Origin of the sequence: Pseudomonas fluorescens (assembly GCF_001307155.1) — a bacterium.
GTDB classification, from domain to species: Bacteria; Pseudomonadota; Gammaproteobacteria; order Pseudomonadales; family Pseudomonadaceae; genus Aquipseudomonas; species Aquipseudomonas helvetica.
Window position 1 is genome coordinate 880043 of the sequence record NZ_CP012830.1, and the last position, 18206, is coordinate 898248.

At 57.6% G+C, this 18206-nt stretch carries 18 protein-coding genes; 10 read left to right on the forward strand and 8 right to left on the reverse strand.

Features of this window, described 5'->3' with window-relative positions:
* The first annotated feature begins 303 nt into the window (after positions 1 to 303).
* Positions 304 to 996: a hypothetical protein gene (locus AO353_RS04100; protein ID WP_054593804.1), complete on the forward strand. Its 693-nt coding sequence runs from the start codon at positions 304 to 306 to the stop codon at positions 994 to 996.
* A gap of 160 nt (positions 997 to 1156) precedes the next feature.
* Here AO353_RS04100 and AO353_RS04105 read toward each other — a convergent pair whose 3' ends face one another.
* Entirely contained in the window at positions 1157 to 2374 is a 1218-nt protein-coding gene (locus AO353_RS04105; RefSeq protein ID WP_019693354.1) for an argininosuccinate synthase, read from the reverse strand.
* 129 nt (positions 2375 to 2503) lie between these two features.
* A complete protein-coding gene (locus AO353_RS04110; protein WP_054593805.1) occupies positions 2504 to 3412 on the reverse strand; it encodes a flagellar protein MotY in 909 nt (302 codons plus the stop codon).
* A 156-nt stretch (positions 3413 to 3568) separates the two neighbouring features.
* On the opposite strand from AO353_RS04110, the gene pyrC reads away from it, so the two are divergent.
* Together pyrC and rnt are read left to right on the forward strand one after the other, a co-directional pair.
* Positions 3569 to 4615 carry a dihydroorotase gene (gene pyrC, locus AO353_RS04115; protein ID WP_054593806.1) on the forward strand — a complete coding sequence of 349 codons (1047 nt, stop codon included), beginning with the start codon at positions 3569 to 3571 and terminating at the stop codon, positions 4613 to 4615.
* Positions 4612 to 5286 (forward strand): ribonuclease T, encoded by a 675-nt coding sequence (gene rnt / locus AO353_RS04120; protein ID WP_054593807.1) that lies wholly within the window; start codon positions 4612 to 4614, stop codon positions 5284 to 5286. Before pyrC ends, rnt begins: the two co-directional genes overlap by 4 nt.
* A 74-nt stretch (positions 5287 to 5360) precedes the next feature.
* Here the strand turns inward: rnt and AO353_RS04125 are convergent, their stop codons facing one another.
* On the reverse strand, positions 5361 to 5963 hold the full coding sequence (locus AO353_RS04125; RefSeq protein WP_019693358.1) for a peroxiredoxin: 603 nt from the start codon (positions 5961 to 5963) through the stop codon (positions 5361 to 5363).
* A 315-nt stretch (positions 5964 to 6278) separates the two neighbouring features.
* Between AO353_RS04125 and AO353_RS04130 the strand changes: the two genes are divergently transcribed.
* Both AO353_RS04130 and bfr read left to right on the forward strand, forming a co-directional pair.
* Entirely contained in the window at positions 6279 to 6497 is a 219-nt protein-coding gene (locus AO353_RS04130) for a bacterioferritin-associated ferredoxin (protein WP_019693359.1), read from the forward strand.
* A gap of 199 nt (positions 6498 to 6696) precedes the next feature.
* Positions 6697 to 7170: a bacterioferritin gene (bfr, locus tag AO353_RS04135; RefSeq protein ID WP_054593808.1), complete on the forward strand. Its 474-nt coding sequence runs from the start codon at positions 6697 to 6699 to the stop codon at positions 7168 to 7170.
* A 106-nt stretch (positions 7171 to 7276) separates the two neighbouring features.
* On the opposite strand, the gene grxD is transcribed toward bfr, so the two are convergent.
* From grxD to AO353_RS04150, 3 genes are all read right to left on the reverse strand, one after another.
* A complete protein-coding gene (gene grxD, locus AO353_RS04140) occupies positions 7277 to 7618 on the reverse strand; it encodes a Grx4 family monothiol glutaredoxin (protein ID WP_019693361.1) in 342 nt (113 codons plus the stop codon).
* A gap of 95 nt (positions 7619 to 7713) precedes the next feature.
* On the reverse strand, positions 7714 to 9822 hold the full coding sequence (locus AO353_RS04145) for a molybdopterin oxidoreductase family protein (protein ID WP_054593809.1): 2109 nt from the start codon (positions 9820 to 9822) through the stop codon (positions 7714 to 7716).
* A 124-nt stretch (positions 9823 to 9946) separates the two neighbouring features.
* A complete protein-coding gene (locus AO353_RS04150) occupies positions 9947 to 10237 on the reverse strand; it encodes a hypothetical protein (RefSeq protein ID WP_054593810.1) in 291 nt (96 codons plus the stop codon).
* A gap of 415 nt (positions 10238 to 10652) precedes the next feature.
* Between AO353_RS04150 and argF the strand changes: the two genes are divergently transcribed.
* Positions 10653 to 11573 (forward strand): ornithine carbamoyltransferase, encoded by a 921-nt coding sequence (gene argF, locus AO353_RS04155; RefSeq protein ID WP_054593811.1) that lies wholly within the window; start codon positions 10653 to 10655, stop codon positions 11571 to 11573.
* Positions 11570 to 12679 (forward strand): ABC transporter ATP-binding protein, encoded by a 1110-nt coding sequence (locus AO353_RS04160; RefSeq protein ID WP_054593812.1) that lies wholly within the window; start codon positions 11570 to 11572, stop codon positions 12677 to 12679. The genes argF and AO353_RS04160 overlap by 4 nt, the downstream gene beginning before the upstream one ends.
* Before the next feature lie 168 nt (positions 12680 to 12847).
* Here the strand turns inward: AO353_RS04160 and AO353_RS04165 are convergent, their stop codons facing one another.
* On the reverse strand, positions 12848 to 13630 hold the full coding sequence (locus AO353_RS04165; protein ID WP_054593813.1) for a PhzF family phenazine biosynthesis protein: 783 nt from the start codon (positions 13628 to 13630) through the stop codon (positions 12848 to 12850).
* A gap of 241 nt (positions 13631 to 13871) precedes the next feature.
* Complete coding sequence (gene ybaK / locus AO353_RS04170; protein ID WP_054593814.1) at positions 13872 to 14342, reverse strand: Cys-tRNA(Pro) deacylase; 471 nt, start codon at positions 14340 to 14342, stop codon at positions 13872 to 13874.
* A 369-nt stretch (positions 14343 to 14711) separates the two neighbouring features.
* On the opposite strand from ybaK, the gene AO353_RS04175 reads away from it, so the two are divergent.
* The 3 genes from AO353_RS04175 to AO353_RS04185 all read left to right on the forward strand — a co-directional run bounded on the left by AO353_RS04175 (position 14712) and on the right by AO353_RS04185 (position 17997).
* Positions 14712 to 15563, forward strand: a complete 852-nt coding sequence (locus tag AO353_RS04175) for an MIP/aquaporin family protein (protein ID WP_054593815.1) — start codon at positions 14712 to 14714, stop codon at positions 15561 to 15563.
* A gap of 77 nt (positions 15564 to 15640) precedes the next feature.
* Positions 15641 to 17146: a glycerol kinase GlpK gene (gene glpK / locus AO353_RS04180; protein WP_054593816.1), complete on the forward strand. Its 1506-nt coding sequence runs from the start codon at positions 15641 to 15643 to the stop codon at positions 17144 to 17146.
* A 95-nt stretch (positions 17147 to 17241) separates the two neighbouring features.
* Positions 17242 to 17997, forward strand: coding sequence for a DeoR/GlpR family transcriptional regulator (locus tag AO353_RS04185; RefSeq protein WP_054593817.1), 756 nt, complete (start codon positions 17242 to 17244; stop codon positions 17995 to 17997).
* The last annotated feature ends 209 nt before the right edge of the window (positions 17998 to 18206 follow it).

The following is an 18206-nucleotide window of genomic DNA, read 5'->3' on the forward strand; positions in this document are numbered from 1 at the left end:
CCCCTCTCTGGTCACCGGTATTTTTTCTGTGGACATCTAAGAAACCAGCTGACAATACACACTCTATCCCGGTCATTAATTAAACATGCGTCTATTATCAAAAAACAACCCGCTTTCACCCGCTTACATGAATCACGTTAAAACAAGGCTATTGATCCGTTAAAAATAGTGATAAAACTGCAAAGCCGACCGTCCCACAAACCCTTTACAAAAACCAATAAATCAATACCGAACCACCACAACCACTTAACATTTTCACCCACAAGGAATTCACTATAGATCACTATTCAACGAGTAATCAAAATGACAAAAACTCAAAAAAAAATATCCAACCCGATGACCATCATTGCAATATTCGCGACGCTCTCCGAAACGTCGGCAGCCGTATCGCTGCCTTTTCTTGACAACGAGGAGCGCCAGACGTACATCTGGTTTCTGATCAGCTTCCCCTTTTACCTGCTCTTTTTATTTTTTATCACACTCAACTTTAACTACAAATCACTGTATGCACCTTCTGACTTTCAAAAGAGCAAACAGTTTGTAAAAGTCATCGACGATGCTGCTCGACCAGAAAAAAACAGAAACACCGCTCTTAACGACCCCGCTGAAGAGGAGAATCAACCCAACTCAATCAAAGGACATAAACCCGACTATCTGCTTCAGAGCACGCCCGCTCCACCCGCCTATATAACCTTCATCACGAACCTTACAACCCAACAGCCAGTGTCTTTACCGGCGTCGATACATGGCATGCAGATCATTGATGCACGATGGATTCGCAAAAAGAAAGATGTCGGCAGTTTGATGAACGCGCTCTATTCAAGGAAACACCATGACCGTGAAGTGATCGTCTTCCTGACAAGCGGTGAGTCGGAACATTTGATTAACGAAAGAGCACTCAAAAAATCAGGTGCAAGATTCCTGAAGCCCAAAGAGTCTTTTTACATGAGTTATAACTTGAGTACTTTGGCAGTGACCGTCGTCAGCCAGCACTGACACAGACACAGACAGAACAGAAGGGGGGTACAGACAATCCAGGAAGTTAACAACCAGGACCTGGTGACGCAGATTCAGGAGACAAACCACACACGAATGCTTCGATCACATTGTGGCCCCGTTACAAACGGGGCCACAATCGTTGATCATGCCAACAACATCAGAACAGCTTGCGGCCTTTGTTTGCGGCAATGCGCATACGCAGAGCGTTCAGCTTGATGAAGCCGGCTGCATCAGCCTGGTTGTAAGCGCCGCCATCTTCTTCGAAGGTAGCAATGTTGGCGTCGAACAACGATTCGTCAGACTTGCGACCGGTGACGATCACGTTGCCTTTGTACAGCTTCAGGCGAACCACACCGTTCACATGCGCCTGGGAAGCATCGATCATCTGTTGCAGCATCAGACGCTCAGGGCTCCACCAGTAACCGGTGTAGATCAGGCTGGCATATTTAGGCATCAGCTCGTCTTTGAGGTGAGCCACTTCGCGGTCCAGAGTGATCGACTCGATCGCCCGGTGAGCACGCAGCATGATGGTGCCGCCTGGGGTTTCGTAGCAACCACGGGACTTCATGCCGACGTAACGGTTCTCGACGATGTCCAGACGGCCGATGCCGTGCTCGCCACCGATACGGTTCAGGGTCGCCAGCACCGTAGCCGGAGTCATTTCGACGCCGTCCAGTGCAACGATGTCGCCGTTGCGGTAAGTCAGTTCCAGGTACTGCGGCTTGTCGGGAGCGTTCTCCGGGGAGACGGTCCAGCGCCACATATCTTCTTCGTGCTCGGTCCAGGTATCTTCCAGCACGCCGCCTTCATAGGAAATGTGCAGCAGGTTGGCATCCATCGAGTACGGAGATTTTTTCTTGCCGTGACGTTCGATCGGGATCGCGTGCTTCGCCGCATAATCCATCAGCTTCTCGCGGGACAGCAGGTCCCACTCGCGCCAAGGGGCGATCACTTTCACGCCAGGCTTGAGTGCATAGGCACCCAGTTCAAAACGAACCTGGTCGTTGCCCTTGCCGGTCGCGCCATGGGAAATGGCGTCAGCGCCGGTTTCGTTGGCGATTTCGATCAGGCGTTTGGCGATCAACGGACGAGCGATGGAAGTACCCAGCAGGTACTCGCCTTCGTAAACGGTGTTGGCACGGAACATCGGGAAAACGAAATCACGCACGAATTCTTCGCGCAGATCGTCGATGTAGATTTCTTTTACGCCCATGGCTTGTGCCTTGGCGCGGGCCGGCTCGACCTCTTCACCCTGACCCAGGTCAGCGGTAAAGGTCACCACTTCACAGTTATAAGTATCCTGCAGCCACTTGAGGATCACCGAAGTGTCCAGGCCGCCGGAATACGCCAGAACGACCTTGTTTACGTCCGCCATGCCATCACTCCACGGGGTTCTACGGAAAGCCGAGAAGTCTACCGCTGCGAGCGGATAAATTACAGAGGCGCGACAGCTTATGATGACGAAGCGACAGATTATGTCGAGCGGGCGACGATTTCAGCCGGTTCAGGAGGTCGTCGCGGCACTGCTTGCCGAGCTGACTTGCGGAGCCGGTTTATCGGTGGGTGCAACGCGCTCAAGATGAACGTTGACCCGGCGATTCCTGGCCCGATTGGCGGTGTTGGTGTTAGGGGCCAACGGATAGCGTTCGCCGTGAAAACGCATCGTGATCTGTGATTCCTGAATGCCATTGGCCTTGAAGAAGTCCATCACCGCCAACGCCCTGCGCCGGGACAGATCACGGTTGGTCAGGCGATTGCCACTGTTATCGGAATGGCCGTCGAGTTCGATGTGATTGACCGTCGGGTCGGCCTTCATGAAGTTCAGCATGACCTGCAGCTTGGCCTTGGCCTGCGCGTCCAGATCGATACCACCGCCCGGAAAACCAACCTCAGCCTGCTTAACCTGCTCGTAATTCATCGGCAGCAACTTGGCGACACACGCCTGATAATCGGCGTAGGCCTTGCTGAAGCTGACCGGTAACAAACGGACTTCCGACACACCGCCATCGCGCGAATAATGGCGAATCAGCGGACTGCGACCGTCCATCAAACCGCCGATAAGGCGTCCGGCCTGGAGCTGCGAGCTGTTGAACAGCACATCACCGCTGCCGACCTTGACCGCCCCCAGATTGATATCGCCGCGCCCCGGCTGCCAAGGCGCAGCGGCGGCCAGCAACGTCGCCGAGCCGCCGCTGATCATCGGGTTGTAGGCCTTCAGACGAAAGGTGGCCTGCTCGCCTGCGCGCCGCACGAACTCGCCCGAACCGAAATCGGTAATCGGCTGGCTCAGGCGACATTCGAACTTGTCGCCTTCGACCGTCCACTCGATGCTCTCCAGACGCGTCTGGAAAGTGAGCGCCATCGCAGGAAGGCTGGCAAACACGCTGAGCAAGGCTAAATAACGCTGGCGCACGGGAGGCTCCACTGGCTTCTACAACAAAAAGACCGATACACATAATTACGGCATACCTTTGTCATATCGGAAGCTTGCTGCAAAACTTGATAGCGAGTGCCTGGATGAGTCTTTTCCGGTAGCATTCCCTTGAGTTTGACCCGCCTGGAATCCCCAATGTCCGACCGCCTGACCCTGCTGCGTCCCGACGACTGGCATATTCATCTTCGCGATGGTGCTGTGTTGCCCAATACTGTCGCGGATGTCGCGCGCACCTTTGGTCGCGCGATCATCATGCCTAACCTGGTGCCACCGGTGCGTAACGCCGCTGAAGCCGACGCCTATCGCCAGCGCATTCTCGCTGCGCGCCCGGCCGGCAGCCGTTTCGAACCGCTGATGGTGCTCTACCTGACCGACCGGACTACACCCGATGAAATTCGCGAGGCCAAGGCCAGCGGTTTCGTTCACGCCGCCAAGCTGTATCCGGCTGGCGCGACCACCAACTCGGACTCCGGTGTTACCAGCATCGACAAGATCTTCCCCGCGATCGAGGCCATGGCCGAGGTCGGGATGCCCTTGTTGATTCACGGTGAAATCACCCGCGGCGACGTCGATGTCTTCGACCGCGAAAAAATCTTCATCGACGAGCACATGCGTCGGGTCGTGGAGCGTTTCCCAACGCTCAAAGTGGTGTTCGAACACATCACCACCAGCGATGCCGTGCAGTTCGTCAACGAGGCTTCGGCCAACGTTGGCGCAACCATCACCGCTCACCACCTGCTGTATAACCGCAACCACATGCTGGTGGGCGGGATTCGTCCGCACTTCTATTGCTTGCCGATTCTCAAGCGCAATACGCATCAGGTCGCCCTGCTTGACGCCGCTACCAGCGGCAGCGAGAAGTTCTTCCTGGGCACGGACTCGGCTCCGCACGCCCAACACGCCAAAGAAGCCGCGTGTGGCTGTGCCGGTTGCTACACCGCTTATGCCGCGATCGAGATGTACGCCGAAGCCTTTGAACAGCGTAATGCGCTGGACAAGCTCGAAGCCTTCGCCAGCCTCAACGGCCCGCGCTTCTACGGCCTGCCGGCGAACACCGACCGCATTACCCTGGTCCGCGAAGAATGGACTGCCCCAACCAGCCTGCCGTTCGGCGAGCTGACTGTCATCCCGCTGCGCGCCGGTGAAAAACTGCGCTGGCGCCTGCTGGAGGAACACGCGTGAGTGAAGACCATTTCGACGACGAACAGGAAAGTTCAGGCGGAGGTGGTTCACGTCACCCGATGGCAGCCAGGTTCCGTGGATACTTGCCCGTTGTCGTCGACGTTGAAACCGGTGGTTTCAACTGTGCCACTGACGCCTTGCTGGAAATTGCCGCCACGACCATCAGCATGGACGAAAAAGGTTTTGTGTACCCCGATCACACCTATTTCTTCCGTGTAGAACCGTTCGAAGGCGCCAACATCGAAGCCGCGGCGCTGGAGTTCACCGGGATCAAGCTCGATCACCCACTGCGCATGGCCGTGAGTGAAGAAGCGGCACTGACCGACATCTTCCGTGGCATACGCAAGGCGCTGAAAGCCAACGGCTGCAAACGGGCGATCCTGGTCGGCCATAACAGCAGCTTTGACCTGGGCTTCCTCAATGCCGCCGTTGCGCGCCTGGACATGAAGCGCAATCCGTTTCACCCGTTCTCCAGCTTCGACACCGCGACACTGGCCGGTCTGGCGTATGGTCAAACGGTCCTGGCCAAGGCGTGCCAGGCTGCCGATATCGACTTCGACGGTCGCGAGGCCCACTCGGCTCGCTACGACACCGAGAAGACTGCCGAGCTGTTCTGCGGCATCGTCAATCGCTGGAAACAAATGGGCGGCTGGGAAGATTTCAACGACTGATTCAGTCGCAGGATTTATCCCGCCCATAAAAAAACCGGCCTCAGCGGCCGGTTTTTTTATGCCTGACGCGTGGCTTACAGCTTGCCAGCGTTCTCGGTCAGGTAAGCCGCAACGCCTTCTGGCGAAGCAGTCATGCCCTTGTCGCCTTTTTTCCAGTTGGCCGGGCAAACTTCGCCGTGCTCTTCGTGGAATTGCAGGGCGTCGACCAGGCGAATCAGCTCTTCCATGTTACGGCCCAGTGGCAGGTCGTTGACGATCTGCGAGCGAACAACACCCTTGTCGTCGATCAGGAATGCGCCACGGAAAGCCACGCCGCCTTCGGACTCAACGTCGTAGGCCTTGGCAATGTCGTGCTTCATGTCAGCAGCCATGATGTACTGAACCTGACCGATGCCGCCGGCATTGATCGGGGTGTTGCGCCATGCGTTGTGAGTGAAGTGCGAGTCGATCGAAACAGCGATCACTTCAACGTTGCGTGCCTTGAAGTCAGCCATGCGGTGGTCCAGAGCGATCAGCTCGGACGGGCAGACGAAGGTGAAGTCCAGTGGGTAGAAGAACACCAGGCCGTATTTGCCTTTGATGGCCGAGGACAGGGTGAAGCTGTCAACGATTTCGCCATTGCCGAGTACGGCCGGTACGGTGAAGTCAGGGGCTTGTTTGCCTACGAGTACGCTCATTGGATATCTCCTGGTGTGGTGGCGTGAAGAACGGCATCGAACCAGTCTGTCGCCAATAAACGACAGGTTCATGACTCGAGTGCCCTTCGCAAAGACCGCACATCATACACCGCGTTTTTCGCCTGTCCTTAGCGCTTTTTACAACGACATCAAAAACCTCGGCGCAGGCTTGATGACACTGTCCCGGGCGCATTATGCCGTTCGTCAGGCTGTCGCTGTTCTGGCGCAAAGCGTGCCGAAACCACTTTGACAATCATTCTCGTTAACATTAAGATCCATCGCAACCGAGCCATAACCCACGACGGTTCTCAATTTATGTATGTCTGCCTTTGCACTGGTGTCACCGACGGAAAAATCCGCGATGCGATCTATGAAGGTTGCTGCAGCTACCGCGAGGTACGCCAAGCTACCGGCGTTGCCGGCCAATGTGGAAAATGCGCCTGCCTTGCCAAACAAGTGGTGCGCGAAACCCTGGCCGAGTTGCAATTAAGCCAGGCGGCGATCCCCTACCCTGTAGAATTTTCGGCAGCGTAAATAGAACATTTGAAAGAACCGGACTTAGCGTCCGGTTTTTTTATGCCTGTAATTCAATCGCTTAGCGCTAGGATGCGGAACACAAACATTCTTATTCCGATTAATTTTCATATAGTATTCAATAACTTAGGTTTGACACTAACAACTGCCCGGCTCAAACTTCGCCGCTTAATAGGGTAATTAAAGGGCAGGACCCCACATGAAAGGCGACATCACGGTTATCCAGCACCTCAACAAGATTCTTGGCAATGAGCTGGTCGCAATCAATCAGTATTTCCTGCATGCGCGCATGTATGAAGATTGGGGCCTGAACAAGCTCGGCAAGCACGAGTACCACGAATCCATCGACGAGATGAAACACGCGGACAAGCTGATCAAGCGCATCCTGTTCCTCGAAGGCCTGCCAAACGTCCAGGACCTGGGCAAGCTGCACATCGGCGAGCACACCAAGGAAATGCTTGAGTGCGACCTGAGCATCGAGCGTACCGGCCATGCCGACCTCAAAGTGGCTATCGCTCATTGCGAAACCGTCGGGGACTTCGGCAGCCGTGAACTGCTCGAAGATATTCTCGAATCCGAAGAAGAACATATCGACTGGCTGGAAACTCAACTGAGCCTGATCGATAAAGTCGGTCTTGAGAACTATCTGCAATCGCAGATGGGCGACGAATAACTTCTACAGCGCTAATCTCGACTCAATAAAAAGCCCCGCCCTCTTACGAGAGGCGGGGCTTTTTATTACCAGCAGGAGCGGCCGGACGGCCGCTGCTGCCTATAAATCAGGCTTCGGTCTTGCCAGCAGCAGCTTTGGCCGCAGCGTCTTTGATCAGGGCCTGCAACGAACCGTCAGCGGCCATTTCAGTCATGATGTCGCTACCACCGACCAGCTCACCAGCAACCCACAATTGCGGGAAGGTTGGCCAGTTGGCGTACTTTGGCAGGTTGGCACGGATTTCCGGGTTCTGCAGGATGTCCACGTAAGCGAACTTCTCACCACAGCCCATGACGGCCTGAGCGGCTTTCGCGGAGAAGCCACACTGTGGGGCATTCGGCGAGCCTTTCATGTAAAGCAGAATGGTGTTGTTAGCAATCTGCTCTTTAATAGTTTCGATGATATCCATGAAGCACCTCGGCTGAACTTTCCGACTCAGTTGTCGGCACGGTGACGCATTGTAACGGAAAGCCGAGCGCCATGCTCGGTCTCCCCGACAGACACTTACGCTGCCGCGACGGTCACCGGTACACCATTAAGCGCCGCGTTTCCTGACAACTCATCGAGCTGGCGCTCATCGGTCAGGTCATTGGCGCTGGAGCCTGGTTGGCCCATGGCAATGGTCATCTGCACGCCCGGCCGGGCATGGCCCCAACCGTGCGGCAGGCTGACCACGCCTTTCATCATCTCGACACTGCTCAGTACTTCGACTTCGATCACCCCGACCCGTGAACTGACCCGTACCCGCTGCCCATCGCTGAGCCCGCGACTGGAAAGATCGTCCGGGTGCATCAGCAACTGATGACGCGGTTTGCCTTTCACCAGACGGTGGTAGTTATGCATCCACGAGTTATTGCTGCGCACATGGCGGCGGCCGATCATCAATAGCTCATCGGCAACCGGTGCCTGCAATGCGGCAAACCGCGCAAGATCAGCCAGGATCGCCGGTGGCGCCGCCTGCACGCGCTGGTTGGCGGTTTTCAGACGTGGCGCCAGGTTTGCCTGAAGAGCGCCCAGATCGACCCCGTGAGGATGATCGAACAAGGTCACCACCGACAGTTTGTGCGGCGATGCATCACCAAAGCGCCCGGCTCGCAAACCGAGGTCGATCATCTTCGCCGGGGGCATCGTCGGCTTCAGCTCTTTGCCGGTTTTCGCCGCAAAGGCCTGGGCCAGGCCGACGAAAATCTCCCAATCGTGCAGCGCACCGTCGGGCTTGGGCAGGATTGCCCGGTTGAAACGGCTGACGTTGCGCACCGCGAACATATTGAACGTGGTGTCGTAGTGATCGTTTTCCAGCGCCGAGGTCGACGGCAGAATCAAGTCGGCATAACGCGTGGTCTCGTTGATATACAGGTCGATGCTGAGCATGAATTCCAGCCCGTCCAGCGCCTGCTCCAGTTGTCGACCATTGGGTGTAGACAACACCGGGTTACCGGCCACGGTAATCAACGCCCGCACCTGCCCTTCACCTTCAGTGAGCATCTCTTCGGCCAGAGCCGACACCGGCAACTCACCGGCGTATTCCGGACGGCCAGACACGCGGCTTTGCCAGCGATTGAAATGCCCGCCCGAGGTCGACGCCACCAGGTCAACCGCAGGCTCGGTGCACAGCGCGCCGCCGACCCGATCCAGGTTGCCGGTAACCAGATTTAGCAGTTGCACCAGCCAATGACACAAGGTGCCGAACGCCTGGGTCGAAACGCCCATACGGCCATAACACACGGCAGTTTTCGCGCTGGCGAAGTCTCGCGCCAACTGACGAATCTGCTCGGCCGGCACGGCGCACAGCGGGCTCATGGCCTCGGCACTAAAGGATGCGACGGCCTGACGAACCTCCTCCAGCCCGTCTACCGGCAAATGACTGTCGCGGCTCAAGCCTTCGGCGAACACGGTATTGAGCAACCCGAATAACAGCGCCGCATCACCGCCTGGACGGACAAATATATGTTGATCGGCAATCGCTGCCGTTTCGCTGCGACGCGGATCGACCACCACCACTTTGCCGCCCCGGGCCCGAATCGCCTTCAAGCGCTTTTCGACATCCGGCACGGTCATGATGCTGCCGTTGGAGGCCAGCGGATTGCCGCCCAGGATCAGCATGAAATCGGTGTGATCGATGTCAGGAATCGGCAACAGCAAACCATGGCCGTACATCAAATGGCTGGTGAGATGCTGAGGTAACTGATCGACCGAGGTTGCAGAGAAACGGTTGCGGGTTTTCAGCAAGCCAAGGAAGTAATTGCTGTGGGTCATCAACCCATAGTTGTGCACGCTGGGATTGCCCTGATAAACCGCGACGGCGTTCTGGCCATGGCGCTCCTGAATCGCCGACAGGCGTTCGGCCACCAGTGCAAATGCCTCGTCCCAGGCGATCGCTTGCCACTCGCTGCCGACCCGCAGCATCGGCTGTCGCAGGCGGTCGGGATCGTTCTGGATATCTTGCAGCGCCACGGCCTTGGGGCAGATATGACCGCGACTGAAGCTGTCCTGCGGATCACCCTTGATCGAGGTGATTTGCACGCCAGCGTCTTCGGTTGCAGTGGTTTCGATGGTCAAGCCGCAAATGGCTTCACACAGGTGGCAGGCACGGTGATGAAGAGTCTTGGTCATGGCCATTCTCTGTTTTATTCGAGACAACCGGCATCCGGTTGCGGGAACAAAACTATGGGCTGTGACCGAGCGCTGCGCCAGCGACGTTCGTCTTGTGAATCGAGGCCCATCAGGCCCGCCGATATTAGCCTTGGGGAAGCCTGGAGGGCGCTTGAAGCTGGATTTCCTGGATGGTTTCGATCTGTTCCTGGGCAATGTGCACGCCCGTGAGTTCGCCAATCAGGCGCCAGTGCTCGTCGAGCCCGGCGCTGACGGTGGCCATGCGGTCGATCATCCGTCGACCTGCAGCCTTGGTCACCTCATCCTCGCTGCGCATCAACTCAAAGGACATTGAGGTCATGGAAGCGGTCAGGTGAGTCAGGGTGCGTGCCGTGAGGCCCAGCAGCTCTAACAATTGCTGTTCTTTCGATTCCATTCCATAGGCTTCCTCTGTCACTCGTGACTTAGTTATAACCCAGCACTTTGCATTAGCAAATGTTTCAAGCGGAGGCAGGCTGGATCCTGCCTGCAACTACCCTGTCCGACAGGTCAGAAACCGACCGAGACCGTACTTTGCCCGCCCCGCTTGATTGCCAAGGCGCGCGAGGGCAGTGTACAAAGGGGTTGCTACTGTCAGGAAACAGGCTTCAAAAGCGCTACTGCGGTTATCCCGCAGGCTCTCTTAAATCCCCTAAAAACCGTAGCCCTATTGGTAAGACGCGACATTTAATTATAAGATCGCGCCTTCCCCTATTTCGTCGCCTCGTGCGGCTTACGCCGCAGGTCTCGCCCGTTTTTCAGTTAAACAAGGCTTTGAGTATCTGCGGTCTGTTGCAAAAAGGTAGTCAATGATGAGCGCAAGGCACTTTCTCTCCCTGATGGATTGCACGCCCGAAGAGCTGGTCAGCGTGATCCGTCGAGGCATTGAGCTCAAAGACCTGCGTAACCGCGGCGTACTGTTCGAGCCGTTGAAAAATCGCGTACTCGGGATGATCTTCGAGAAATCCTCGACGCGCACCCGGCTGTCGTTTGAAGCCGGCATGATCCAGCTGGGCGGCCAGGCGATTTTCCTGTCACCCCGTGACACCCAACTGGGTCGCGGCGAACCGATCGGCGACTGCGCCATCGTCATGTCGCGCATGCTCGACGCGGTGATGATCCGTACCTTCGCCCACAGCACCCTGACCGAATTCGCCGCCAACTCGCGCGTGCCCGTCATCAACGGCCTGTCCGATGACCTGCACCCGTGCCAGTTGCTGGCCGACATGCAGACCTTTCTTGAGCATCGCGGCTCGATCCAGGGCAAGACCGTGGCCTGGATCGGCGACGGCAACAACATGTGCAACAGCTATATAGAAGCCGCCATCCAGTTCGACTTCCAGTTGCGCATCGCCTGCCCTGAAGGCTATGAGCCAAACCCTGAGTTCGTGGCCAAGGCCGGTGATCGGGTGACTATCGTCCGCGATCCTCGGGAAGCGGTACGCGGCGCTCATCTGGTCAGCACCGACGTCTGGACCTCCATGGGCCAGGAAGAGGAAACCGCCAAGCGCCTCAAGCTGTTCGCACCGTTCCAGGTTAATCGTGCCCTGCTCGATCTGGCCGCCGCGGATGTATTGTTCATGCACTGCCTGCCCGCGCACCGAGGTGAAGAAATCAGCCTCGATCTGCTCGACGACCCGCGTTCGGTTGCCTGGGATCAGGCCGAGAACCGTCTGCATGCGCAAAAAGCCCTGCTCGAGTTTCTCGTTCCGCCTTCATATCACCACGCATGAGTCATTCATTACTGCTGAACCTGCGTAATCTGGCCTGCGGCTATCAAGACCAGCGGGTCGTCCAGAACCTCAACCTGCACCTCAATGCCGGTGACATCGGTTGCCTGCTCGGCTCGTCCGGCTGCGGCAAGACCACCACTCTGCGGGCGATTGCAGGCTTTGAACCGATTCACGAAGGGGAAATCCAGCTGGCCGGTGAAACCATCTCCAGCGCCGGTTTCACCCTCGCGCCGGAAAAACGCCGAATCGGCATGGTGTTCCAGGACTATGCGCTGTTCCCGCACCTGAGCGTGGCCGAGAACATCGCCTTTGGCATTCGCAAGCATCCACAGAAGGATCGGGTCACCGAAGAGATGCTTGAACTGGTCAACCTGAAGCACCTCGGCAAGCGCTTCCCGCACGAGCTTTCCGGCGGCCAGCAACAGCGCGTGGCACTGGCCCGGGCGTTGGCACCGGAGCCGCAACTGCTGTTGCTCGACGAACCGTTCTCCAACCTCGATGGCGAATTACGCCGCAAGCTCAGCCATGAAGTCCGGGACATCCTCAAGGCTCGCGGCACCAGTGCGATTCTGGTGACTCACGACCAGGAAGAAGCCTTTGCCGTCAGCGATCAGGTTGGCGTGTTCAAGGAGGGTCGACTGGAGCAGTGGGACACGCCTTACAACCTCTACCACGAACCGCAAACACCGTTTGTGGCGAGTTTTATCGGTCAGGGTTATTTCATTCGCGGTCAGTTGCAGACCCCGGAATCAGTGCAGACCGAACTGGGTGTGCTGCGCGGTAATCGCGCGTACACCTGGCCTGCCGGTGGCGCCGTGGATGTGTTGCTGCGCCCCGACGATATCGTTTGCGCGCCCGACAGCCCTCTGAAGGCACGGATCGTTGGCAAGACCTTTCTGGGTGCATCGACGTTGTATCGCCTGCAGTTGCCGACCGGCAGCCAACTGGAATCGATCTTCCCGAGCCATGCCGATCACCTGGTCGGCGCCGATGTCGGCATTCGCGTGGCCGCCGAACACCTGGTGCTGTTCCAGGCCTCAGGCAGCACGGCAGCGCAGATTCCGGCGGTAGAGTCCGGGGTTCGTCGGTACAGCGCTGCGCATTGAACAATACGGACTAATGTGGAAGCGGCTTTTGTGGGAGCTGGCTTTTGTGGGAGCCGGGCTTGCCCGCGATGCAGGCGACTCGGTTTAGTGCCGAAACGAGTTGACGCCATCGCAGGCAAGCCAGCTCCCACAAAAGCCGGCTCCCGCACTCACACACTGATTGATGAGTTAACCCACCATCAGCATACCGCTGGCCACCAGCGTCGCGTGTCCCCCGATCTTCACCCGACCCCCTTCCAGGCGGCAAAACAACGCCCCGCCCCGCGCCGAACACTGATACGCCGTCAGGCTCGATTTATCCAAACGCTGCGCCCAGTACGGAATCAGACTGCAATGAGTCGAGCCGGTGACCGGGTCTTCGTTGATACCGATGGCCGGTGCGAAGTACCGCGAGACGAAATCATGCCGCGAACCCGGCGCAGTCACGATCGCGCCGGGCCAAGGCAGCTTCGCCAGCGCGGCCATGTCCGGCTGGCAATCGAGCACCGCCTGCTCCGACTCCAGCACCACGAACAATTCGTTGGAACCCAGCACATCAATTGCCTGCACGCCCAGCGCCCGCTGCACATCGAGGGTCACGCCGACTTCGCGCAGTTCAATCGCCGGAAAGTCCAGCCACAGCCGCTCGCCTTCCCGACGCACACTCAAGGGGCCGGACTTACTGATGAAGTCCAGGCGCTCGACCGGTTCTTTATAGACCTCGAACAACACATAAGCACTGGCCAGCGTCGCATGGCCGCACAACGGTACTTCGGTGGTCGGCGTGAACCAGCGGATACGCCAGCCTTGCGCCTCACGCACCACAAACGCAGTTTCGGCAAGGTTGTGTTCAGCGGCTATTTTTTGCATCAGCTCATCAGCGAGCCAGGCGTCGAGCCGATAGACCATTGCCGGATTGCCACTGAACGGTTGGTCACTGAACGCGTCGACCTGATGAAACGCTAGCTGCATGAGTGTTCTCCTTCTTGTTAGGGCCTGTACGAAAACTCGCCGAACGGCGATCAGGCAAGGCAAAAACAGGCGAGGAAGCGGAGTTTAGGCCCCTAAATGAGCATTCCGAGCCTGTTTTTAACGCAGCCTGGTCGACGTGCAGGCAGTTTTCGTACAGGGCCTAGGCGAAGGCGAGCATGCAACGGCCATTACCCGGCTACCAGAGACAGAACCTGCCGATTTTCACCATACAGCGCGGTGGTCAGGCCCGGCCGATATCGGCGAATTTGGCTTGGGTGTGCTCGGCCAGCACCGTCGCTGCCAACTCGACCTCAAGGCCACGCCGGCCAGCGCTGACGTAAATACTCGCGAAAGGCTGCGCACTGTTATCGATGAACGTGCGCAAACGCTTCTTCTGCCCTAACGGGCTGATGCCCCCCAGCAAGTAACCGGTGGCCCGTTGCGCGGCGGCGGGATCAGCCATTTCGACTTTCTTCACCCCGGCGGCATGCGCCAGCGCTTTTAAGTCCAGACTTCCGACGACCGGTACGACGGCCACCAGCAACTCCCCCTTCTCACTCGCGGCCAACAGCGTCTTGAACACTTGCGCCGGATCCAGCCCGAGCTTTTCCGCTGCCTCCAGACCGTAGGACGCAGCCTTCGGATCATGTTCATAACTGTGCACGCGATGTTCGGCACGAACTTTTTTCAACAGATCCAATGCGGGGGTCATGGCAGCTCCAAGCCTGGCGATAGCAGAAAAATACTGCGCTGGATTCTAGGCCATCACCGAGCAAAAGGCTCTATTACCGGCCCCTACCCGCTCAGGAATAAGCAAACGCAGGACAAAATCCAGCCATCTCCCGAGCCCATCCAAATGATCATTCAGCTGACCAATAGTTTAAATATGACCGATGGTTCACTTTCGACCTTTGACATCAGCATTTCTTGTCTATATTTTTTCGAATCTGAATAATACATAAACGTTTCTGCGTAGTACCCGGCAGTAGGCCGAGACCAGGATGGGGATCCTGCCTCGGTGAAAATCGCGCCCTGACCATTTCGAGAAGAGCGCCCAACAACAACAAAAACGAGGTTTTCAATGACAACTGCATCGCAACAACCATCGCTCTCGAGCCAATGCATGGCCGAGTTCCTGGGTACTGCCTTATTGATTTTTTTTGGTACTGGCTGTGTTGCCGCGCTCAAAGTCGCGGGTGCCAGCTTTGGACTTTGGGAAATCAGCATCATCTGGGGGATCGGCGTCAGCATGGCGATCTACCTGACCGCAGGTGTTTCCGGCGCTCACCTGAACCCGGCCGTCAGCATCGCACTGTGCATATTCGCTGATTTCGAGAAGCGTAAACTGCCGCTCTACATCTTCTCCCAGGTCGCTGGTGCCTTCTGCGCAGCGTTGTTGGTTTACACGCTTTACAGCAACCTGTTCTTCGATTTCGAACAAACTCACCAGATGGTTCGTGGCACACAAGCCAGCCTCGAACTGGCCTCGGTGTTCTCCACGTTCCCGAACCCTGCCCTGTCGACAGCCCAGGCGTTTCTGGTAGAGGTGATCATCACCGCGATCCTGATGGGCGTGATCATGTCCCTGACCGACGACAACAATGGCCTGCCTAAAGGCCCGTTGGCGCCACTGTTGATCGGCTTGCTGATCGCCGTTATTGGTAGCTCGATGGGCCCGCTGACCGGTTTTGCGATGAACCCCGCGCGAGACTTCGGTCCTAAGCTGATGACTTTCTTCGCTGGCTGGGGTGAAATTTCCTTCACTGGCGGCCGTGATATTCCGTACTTCCTGATTCCGATTTTTGCACCGATCCTGGGTGCCTGCCTCGGCGCTGCGGCCTATCGCGGGCTGATTGCCCGCCATCTACCGATCGCCATACCTGCTACAAAGGATGCAGAACCCGCCATTGACGGCAAAGCACGAATCTCCTGAAAGCGGCGGCGCGCGATCCTGCCCACCATTGATCACGCGCCCCAACCCACTCCTTTATTTCGTCCAAGGCAATCGACATGACCGACATTCAGAATAAGAACTACATCATTGCCCTCGATCAGGGTACGACCAGCTCCCGGGCGATCATTTTCGACCGTGACGCCAACGTGGTCTGCACTGCGCAACGTGAATTCGCCCAGCATTACCCGCAGGCCGGCTGGGTCGAACACGACCCGATGGAAATCTTCGCGACCCAAAGCGCCGTGATGGTTGAAGCCCTGGCGCAAGCCGGCCTGCATCACGATCAGGTAGCGGCCATCGGCATCACCAACCAGCGTGAAACCACTGTGGTCTGGGACAAGACCACTGGCCGGCCGATCTACAACGCAATCGTCTGGCAGTGCCGCCGCAGCACCGAAATCTGCCAGCAACTCAAGCGCGACGGCTTTGAGCAGTACATCAGCGAAACCACTGGCCTGGTCACCGACCCGTACTTCTCCGGCACCAAACTCAAATGGATCCTCGACAACGTCGAAGGCAGCCGCGAACGCGCACGCAAAGGCGAGCTGCTGTTCGGCACCGTCGACAGCTGGCTGATCTGGAAATTTACCGGCGGCAAGACCCACGTCACCGACTACACCAACGCCTCGCGCACCATGCTCTTCAACATCCACACCCTGGAGTGGGACGCGAAGATGCTCGAAGTGCTGGACATCCCGCGCGAGATGCTCCCGGAGGTCAAGTCGTCATCGGAAATCTATGGCCACACCAAGAGCGGCATCGCCATCGGCGGTATTGCCGGTGACCAACAGGCCGCGCTATTCGGCCAGATGTGCGTTGAACCGGGCCAGGCGAAAAACACCTACGGCACCGGCTGCTTCCTGCTGATGAACACCGGCGACAAAGCGGTTAAATCCCGGCACGGCATGCTCACCACCATCGCCTGCGGCCCACGCGGCGAAGTGGCCTACGCACTGGAAGGCGCGGTGTTCAACGGCGGCTCCACCGTTCAGTGGCTGCGCGACGAGCTGAAGATCATCAACGACGCTCACGACACCGAATACTTCGCCAACAAGGTCAAGGACAGCAACGGCGTGTACCTGGTACCCGCCTTCACCGGCCTCGGCGCTCCGTACTGGGACCCGTATGCCCGTGGCGCACTGTTCGGCCTGACTCGCGGCGTACGCGTCGATCACATCATTCGTGCAGCACTGGAGTCGATTGCCTACCAGACCCGCGACGTACTCGACGCCATGCAACACGACTCCGGCGAACGACTCAAGGCTCTGCGCGTAGACGGCGGTGCGGTCGCCAACAACTTCCTGATGCAATTCCAGGCGGACATCCTCGGCACCAAGGTCGAGCGCCCGCAAATGCGTGAAACCACTGCACTGGGCGCCGCCTACCTGGCCGGCCTGGCCTGCGGCTTCTGGGGCAGCCTGGACGAACTGCGCGGCAAGGCAGTGATCGAGCGCGAGTTCGACCCGCAACTGGACGAAACGGCGAAGGAAAAACTCTACGCCGGCTGGAAAAAAGCCGTCAGCCGCACCCGCGACTGGGAACCGCACGAAGGCGCTGAATAAGCCAAGTAGCGGATTCGTATCGGTATGTAACTGGTAGGGAGGTGATTCGTACGGCATCATGGGCAAATTTTGCACGGCAGCCCAAAGGAAGCCCTATGAATCTGCCTCCCCGTCAGCAGCAAATCCTCGAACTGGTCCGCGAACGCGGCTACGTCAGCATCGAGGAAATGGCTCAGCTATTTGTTGTTACACCGCAAACCATCCGCCGCGATATCAATCAATTGGCGGAAGTGAATCTGTTGCGCCGCTATCACGGCGGCGCCGCTTACGATTCAAGTGTCGAAAACACCGCCTACGCCATGCGTGCCGATCAGATGCGCGATGAGAAACAACGCATCGCCGAAGCCATCGCCGCACAAATCCCCGATCACGCCTCGCTGTTCATCAATATCGGTACCACCACCGAATCCATTGCCCGGGCGCTGCTCAATCACAGCCATCTCAAGGTGATCACCAATAACCTGCACGTCGCCTCGATCCTCAGCGCCAAGGATGACTTCGAAGTCCTGCTGGCCGGTGGCAACGTGCGCCGTGATGGCGGCGTAGTCGGTCAGGCCTGCGTCGACTTCATCAACCAGTTCAAGGTCGACTTTGCGCTGGTCGGCATCAGTGGTATCGATGAAGACGGCAGCCTGCTCGACTTTGACTACCAGGAAGTACGGGTCTCCCAGGCGATCATCGCCAACGCCCGGCAAGTCCTGCTGGCAGCAGACTCCAGCAAGTTCGGCCGCAACGCCATGGTCCGCCTGGGACCGATCAGCCTGATCGACTGCCTGGTGACCGACCACGCGCCGGTTCCGGCATTGGCGCAACTGCTGAGCCAGCACAAGATTCGGCTGGAAGTCGTTTAACCACCTATCTCAAGAGCAAGCTCCCCCGTGGCGAGGGAGCTTTCTCCCGCCGGCCGGTCCGTGCTCGGGCGCAGCAGCCGTAAATTGCTTGATGCAATGCGCCTGACAAATTGCAGATTCAGGCTTTAGGGCCGCTGTGCGCCCCAGCGGGAGCAAGCTCCCTCGCCACAAAAGCGACGCACGCCCTCTAAATGTTCGAAAATTTTCCT

What these genes read in the sequence shown, in the direction of transcription:
- AO353_RS04100 (WP_054593804.1), top strand. Translation starts at nt 304, where the DNA reads ATGACAAAAACTCAAAAAAAAATATCCAACCCGATGACCATCATTGCA.
- AO353_RS04105 (WP_019693354.1), bottom strand. Translation starts at nt 2,374, where the DNA reads ATGGCGGACGTAAACAAGGTCGTTCTGGCGTATTCCGGCGGCCTGGAC.
- pyrC (WP_054593806.1), top strand. Translation starts at nt 3,569, where the DNA reads ATGTCCGACCGCCTGACCCTGCTGCGTCCCGACGACTGGCATATTCAT.
- AO353_RS04125 (WP_019693358.1), bottom strand. Translation starts at nt 5,963, where the DNA reads ATGAGCGTACTCGTAGGCAAACAAGCCCCTGACTTCACCGTACCGGCC.
- AO353_RS04130 (WP_019693359.1), top strand. Translation starts at nt 6,279, where the DNA reads ATGTATGTCTGCCTTTGCACTGGTGTCACCGACGGAAAAATCCGCGAT.
- bfr (WP_054593808.1), top strand. Translation starts at nt 6,697, where the DNA reads ATGAAAGGCGACATCACGGTTATCCAGCACCTCAACAAGATTCTTGGC.
- grxD (WP_019693361.1), bottom strand. Translation starts at nt 7,618, where the DNA reads ATGGATATCATCGAAACTATTAAAGAGCAGATTGCTAACAACACCATT.
- AO353_RS04145 (WP_054593809.1), bottom strand. Translation starts at nt 9,822, where the DNA reads ATGACCAAGACTCTTCATCACCGTGCCTGCCACCTGTGTGAAGCCATT.
- AO353_RS04150 (WP_054593810.1), bottom strand. Translation starts at nt 10,237, where the DNA reads ATGGAATCGAAAGAACAGCAATTGTTAGAGCTGCTGGGCCTCACGGCA.
- argF (WP_054593811.1), top strand. Translation starts at nt 10,653, where the DNA reads ATGAGCGCAAGGCACTTTCTCTCCCTGATGGATTGCACGCCCGAAGAG.
- AO353_RS04160 (WP_054593812.1), top strand. Translation starts at nt 11,570, where the DNA reads ATGAGTCATTCATTACTGCTGAACCTGCGTAATCTGGCCTGCGGCTAT.
- AO353_RS04165 (WP_054593813.1), bottom strand. Translation starts at nt 13,630, where the DNA reads ATGCAGCTAGCGTTTCATCAGGTCGACGCGTTCAGTGACCAACCGTTC.
- ybaK (WP_054593814.1), bottom strand. Translation starts at nt 14,342, where the DNA reads ATGACCCCCGCATTGGATCTGTTGAAAAAAGTTCGTGCCGAACATCGC.
- AO353_RS04175 (WP_054593815.1), top strand. Translation starts at nt 14,712, where the DNA reads ATGACAACTGCATCGCAACAACCATCGCTCTCGAGCCAATGCATGGCC.
- glpK (WP_054593816.1), top strand. Translation starts at nt 15,641, where the DNA reads ATGACCGACATTCAGAATAAGAACTACATCATTGCCCTCGATCAGGGT.
- AO353_RS04185 (WP_054593817.1), top strand. Translation starts at nt 17,242, where the DNA reads ATGAATCTGCCTCCCCGTCAGCAGCAAATCCTCGAACTGGTCCGCGAA.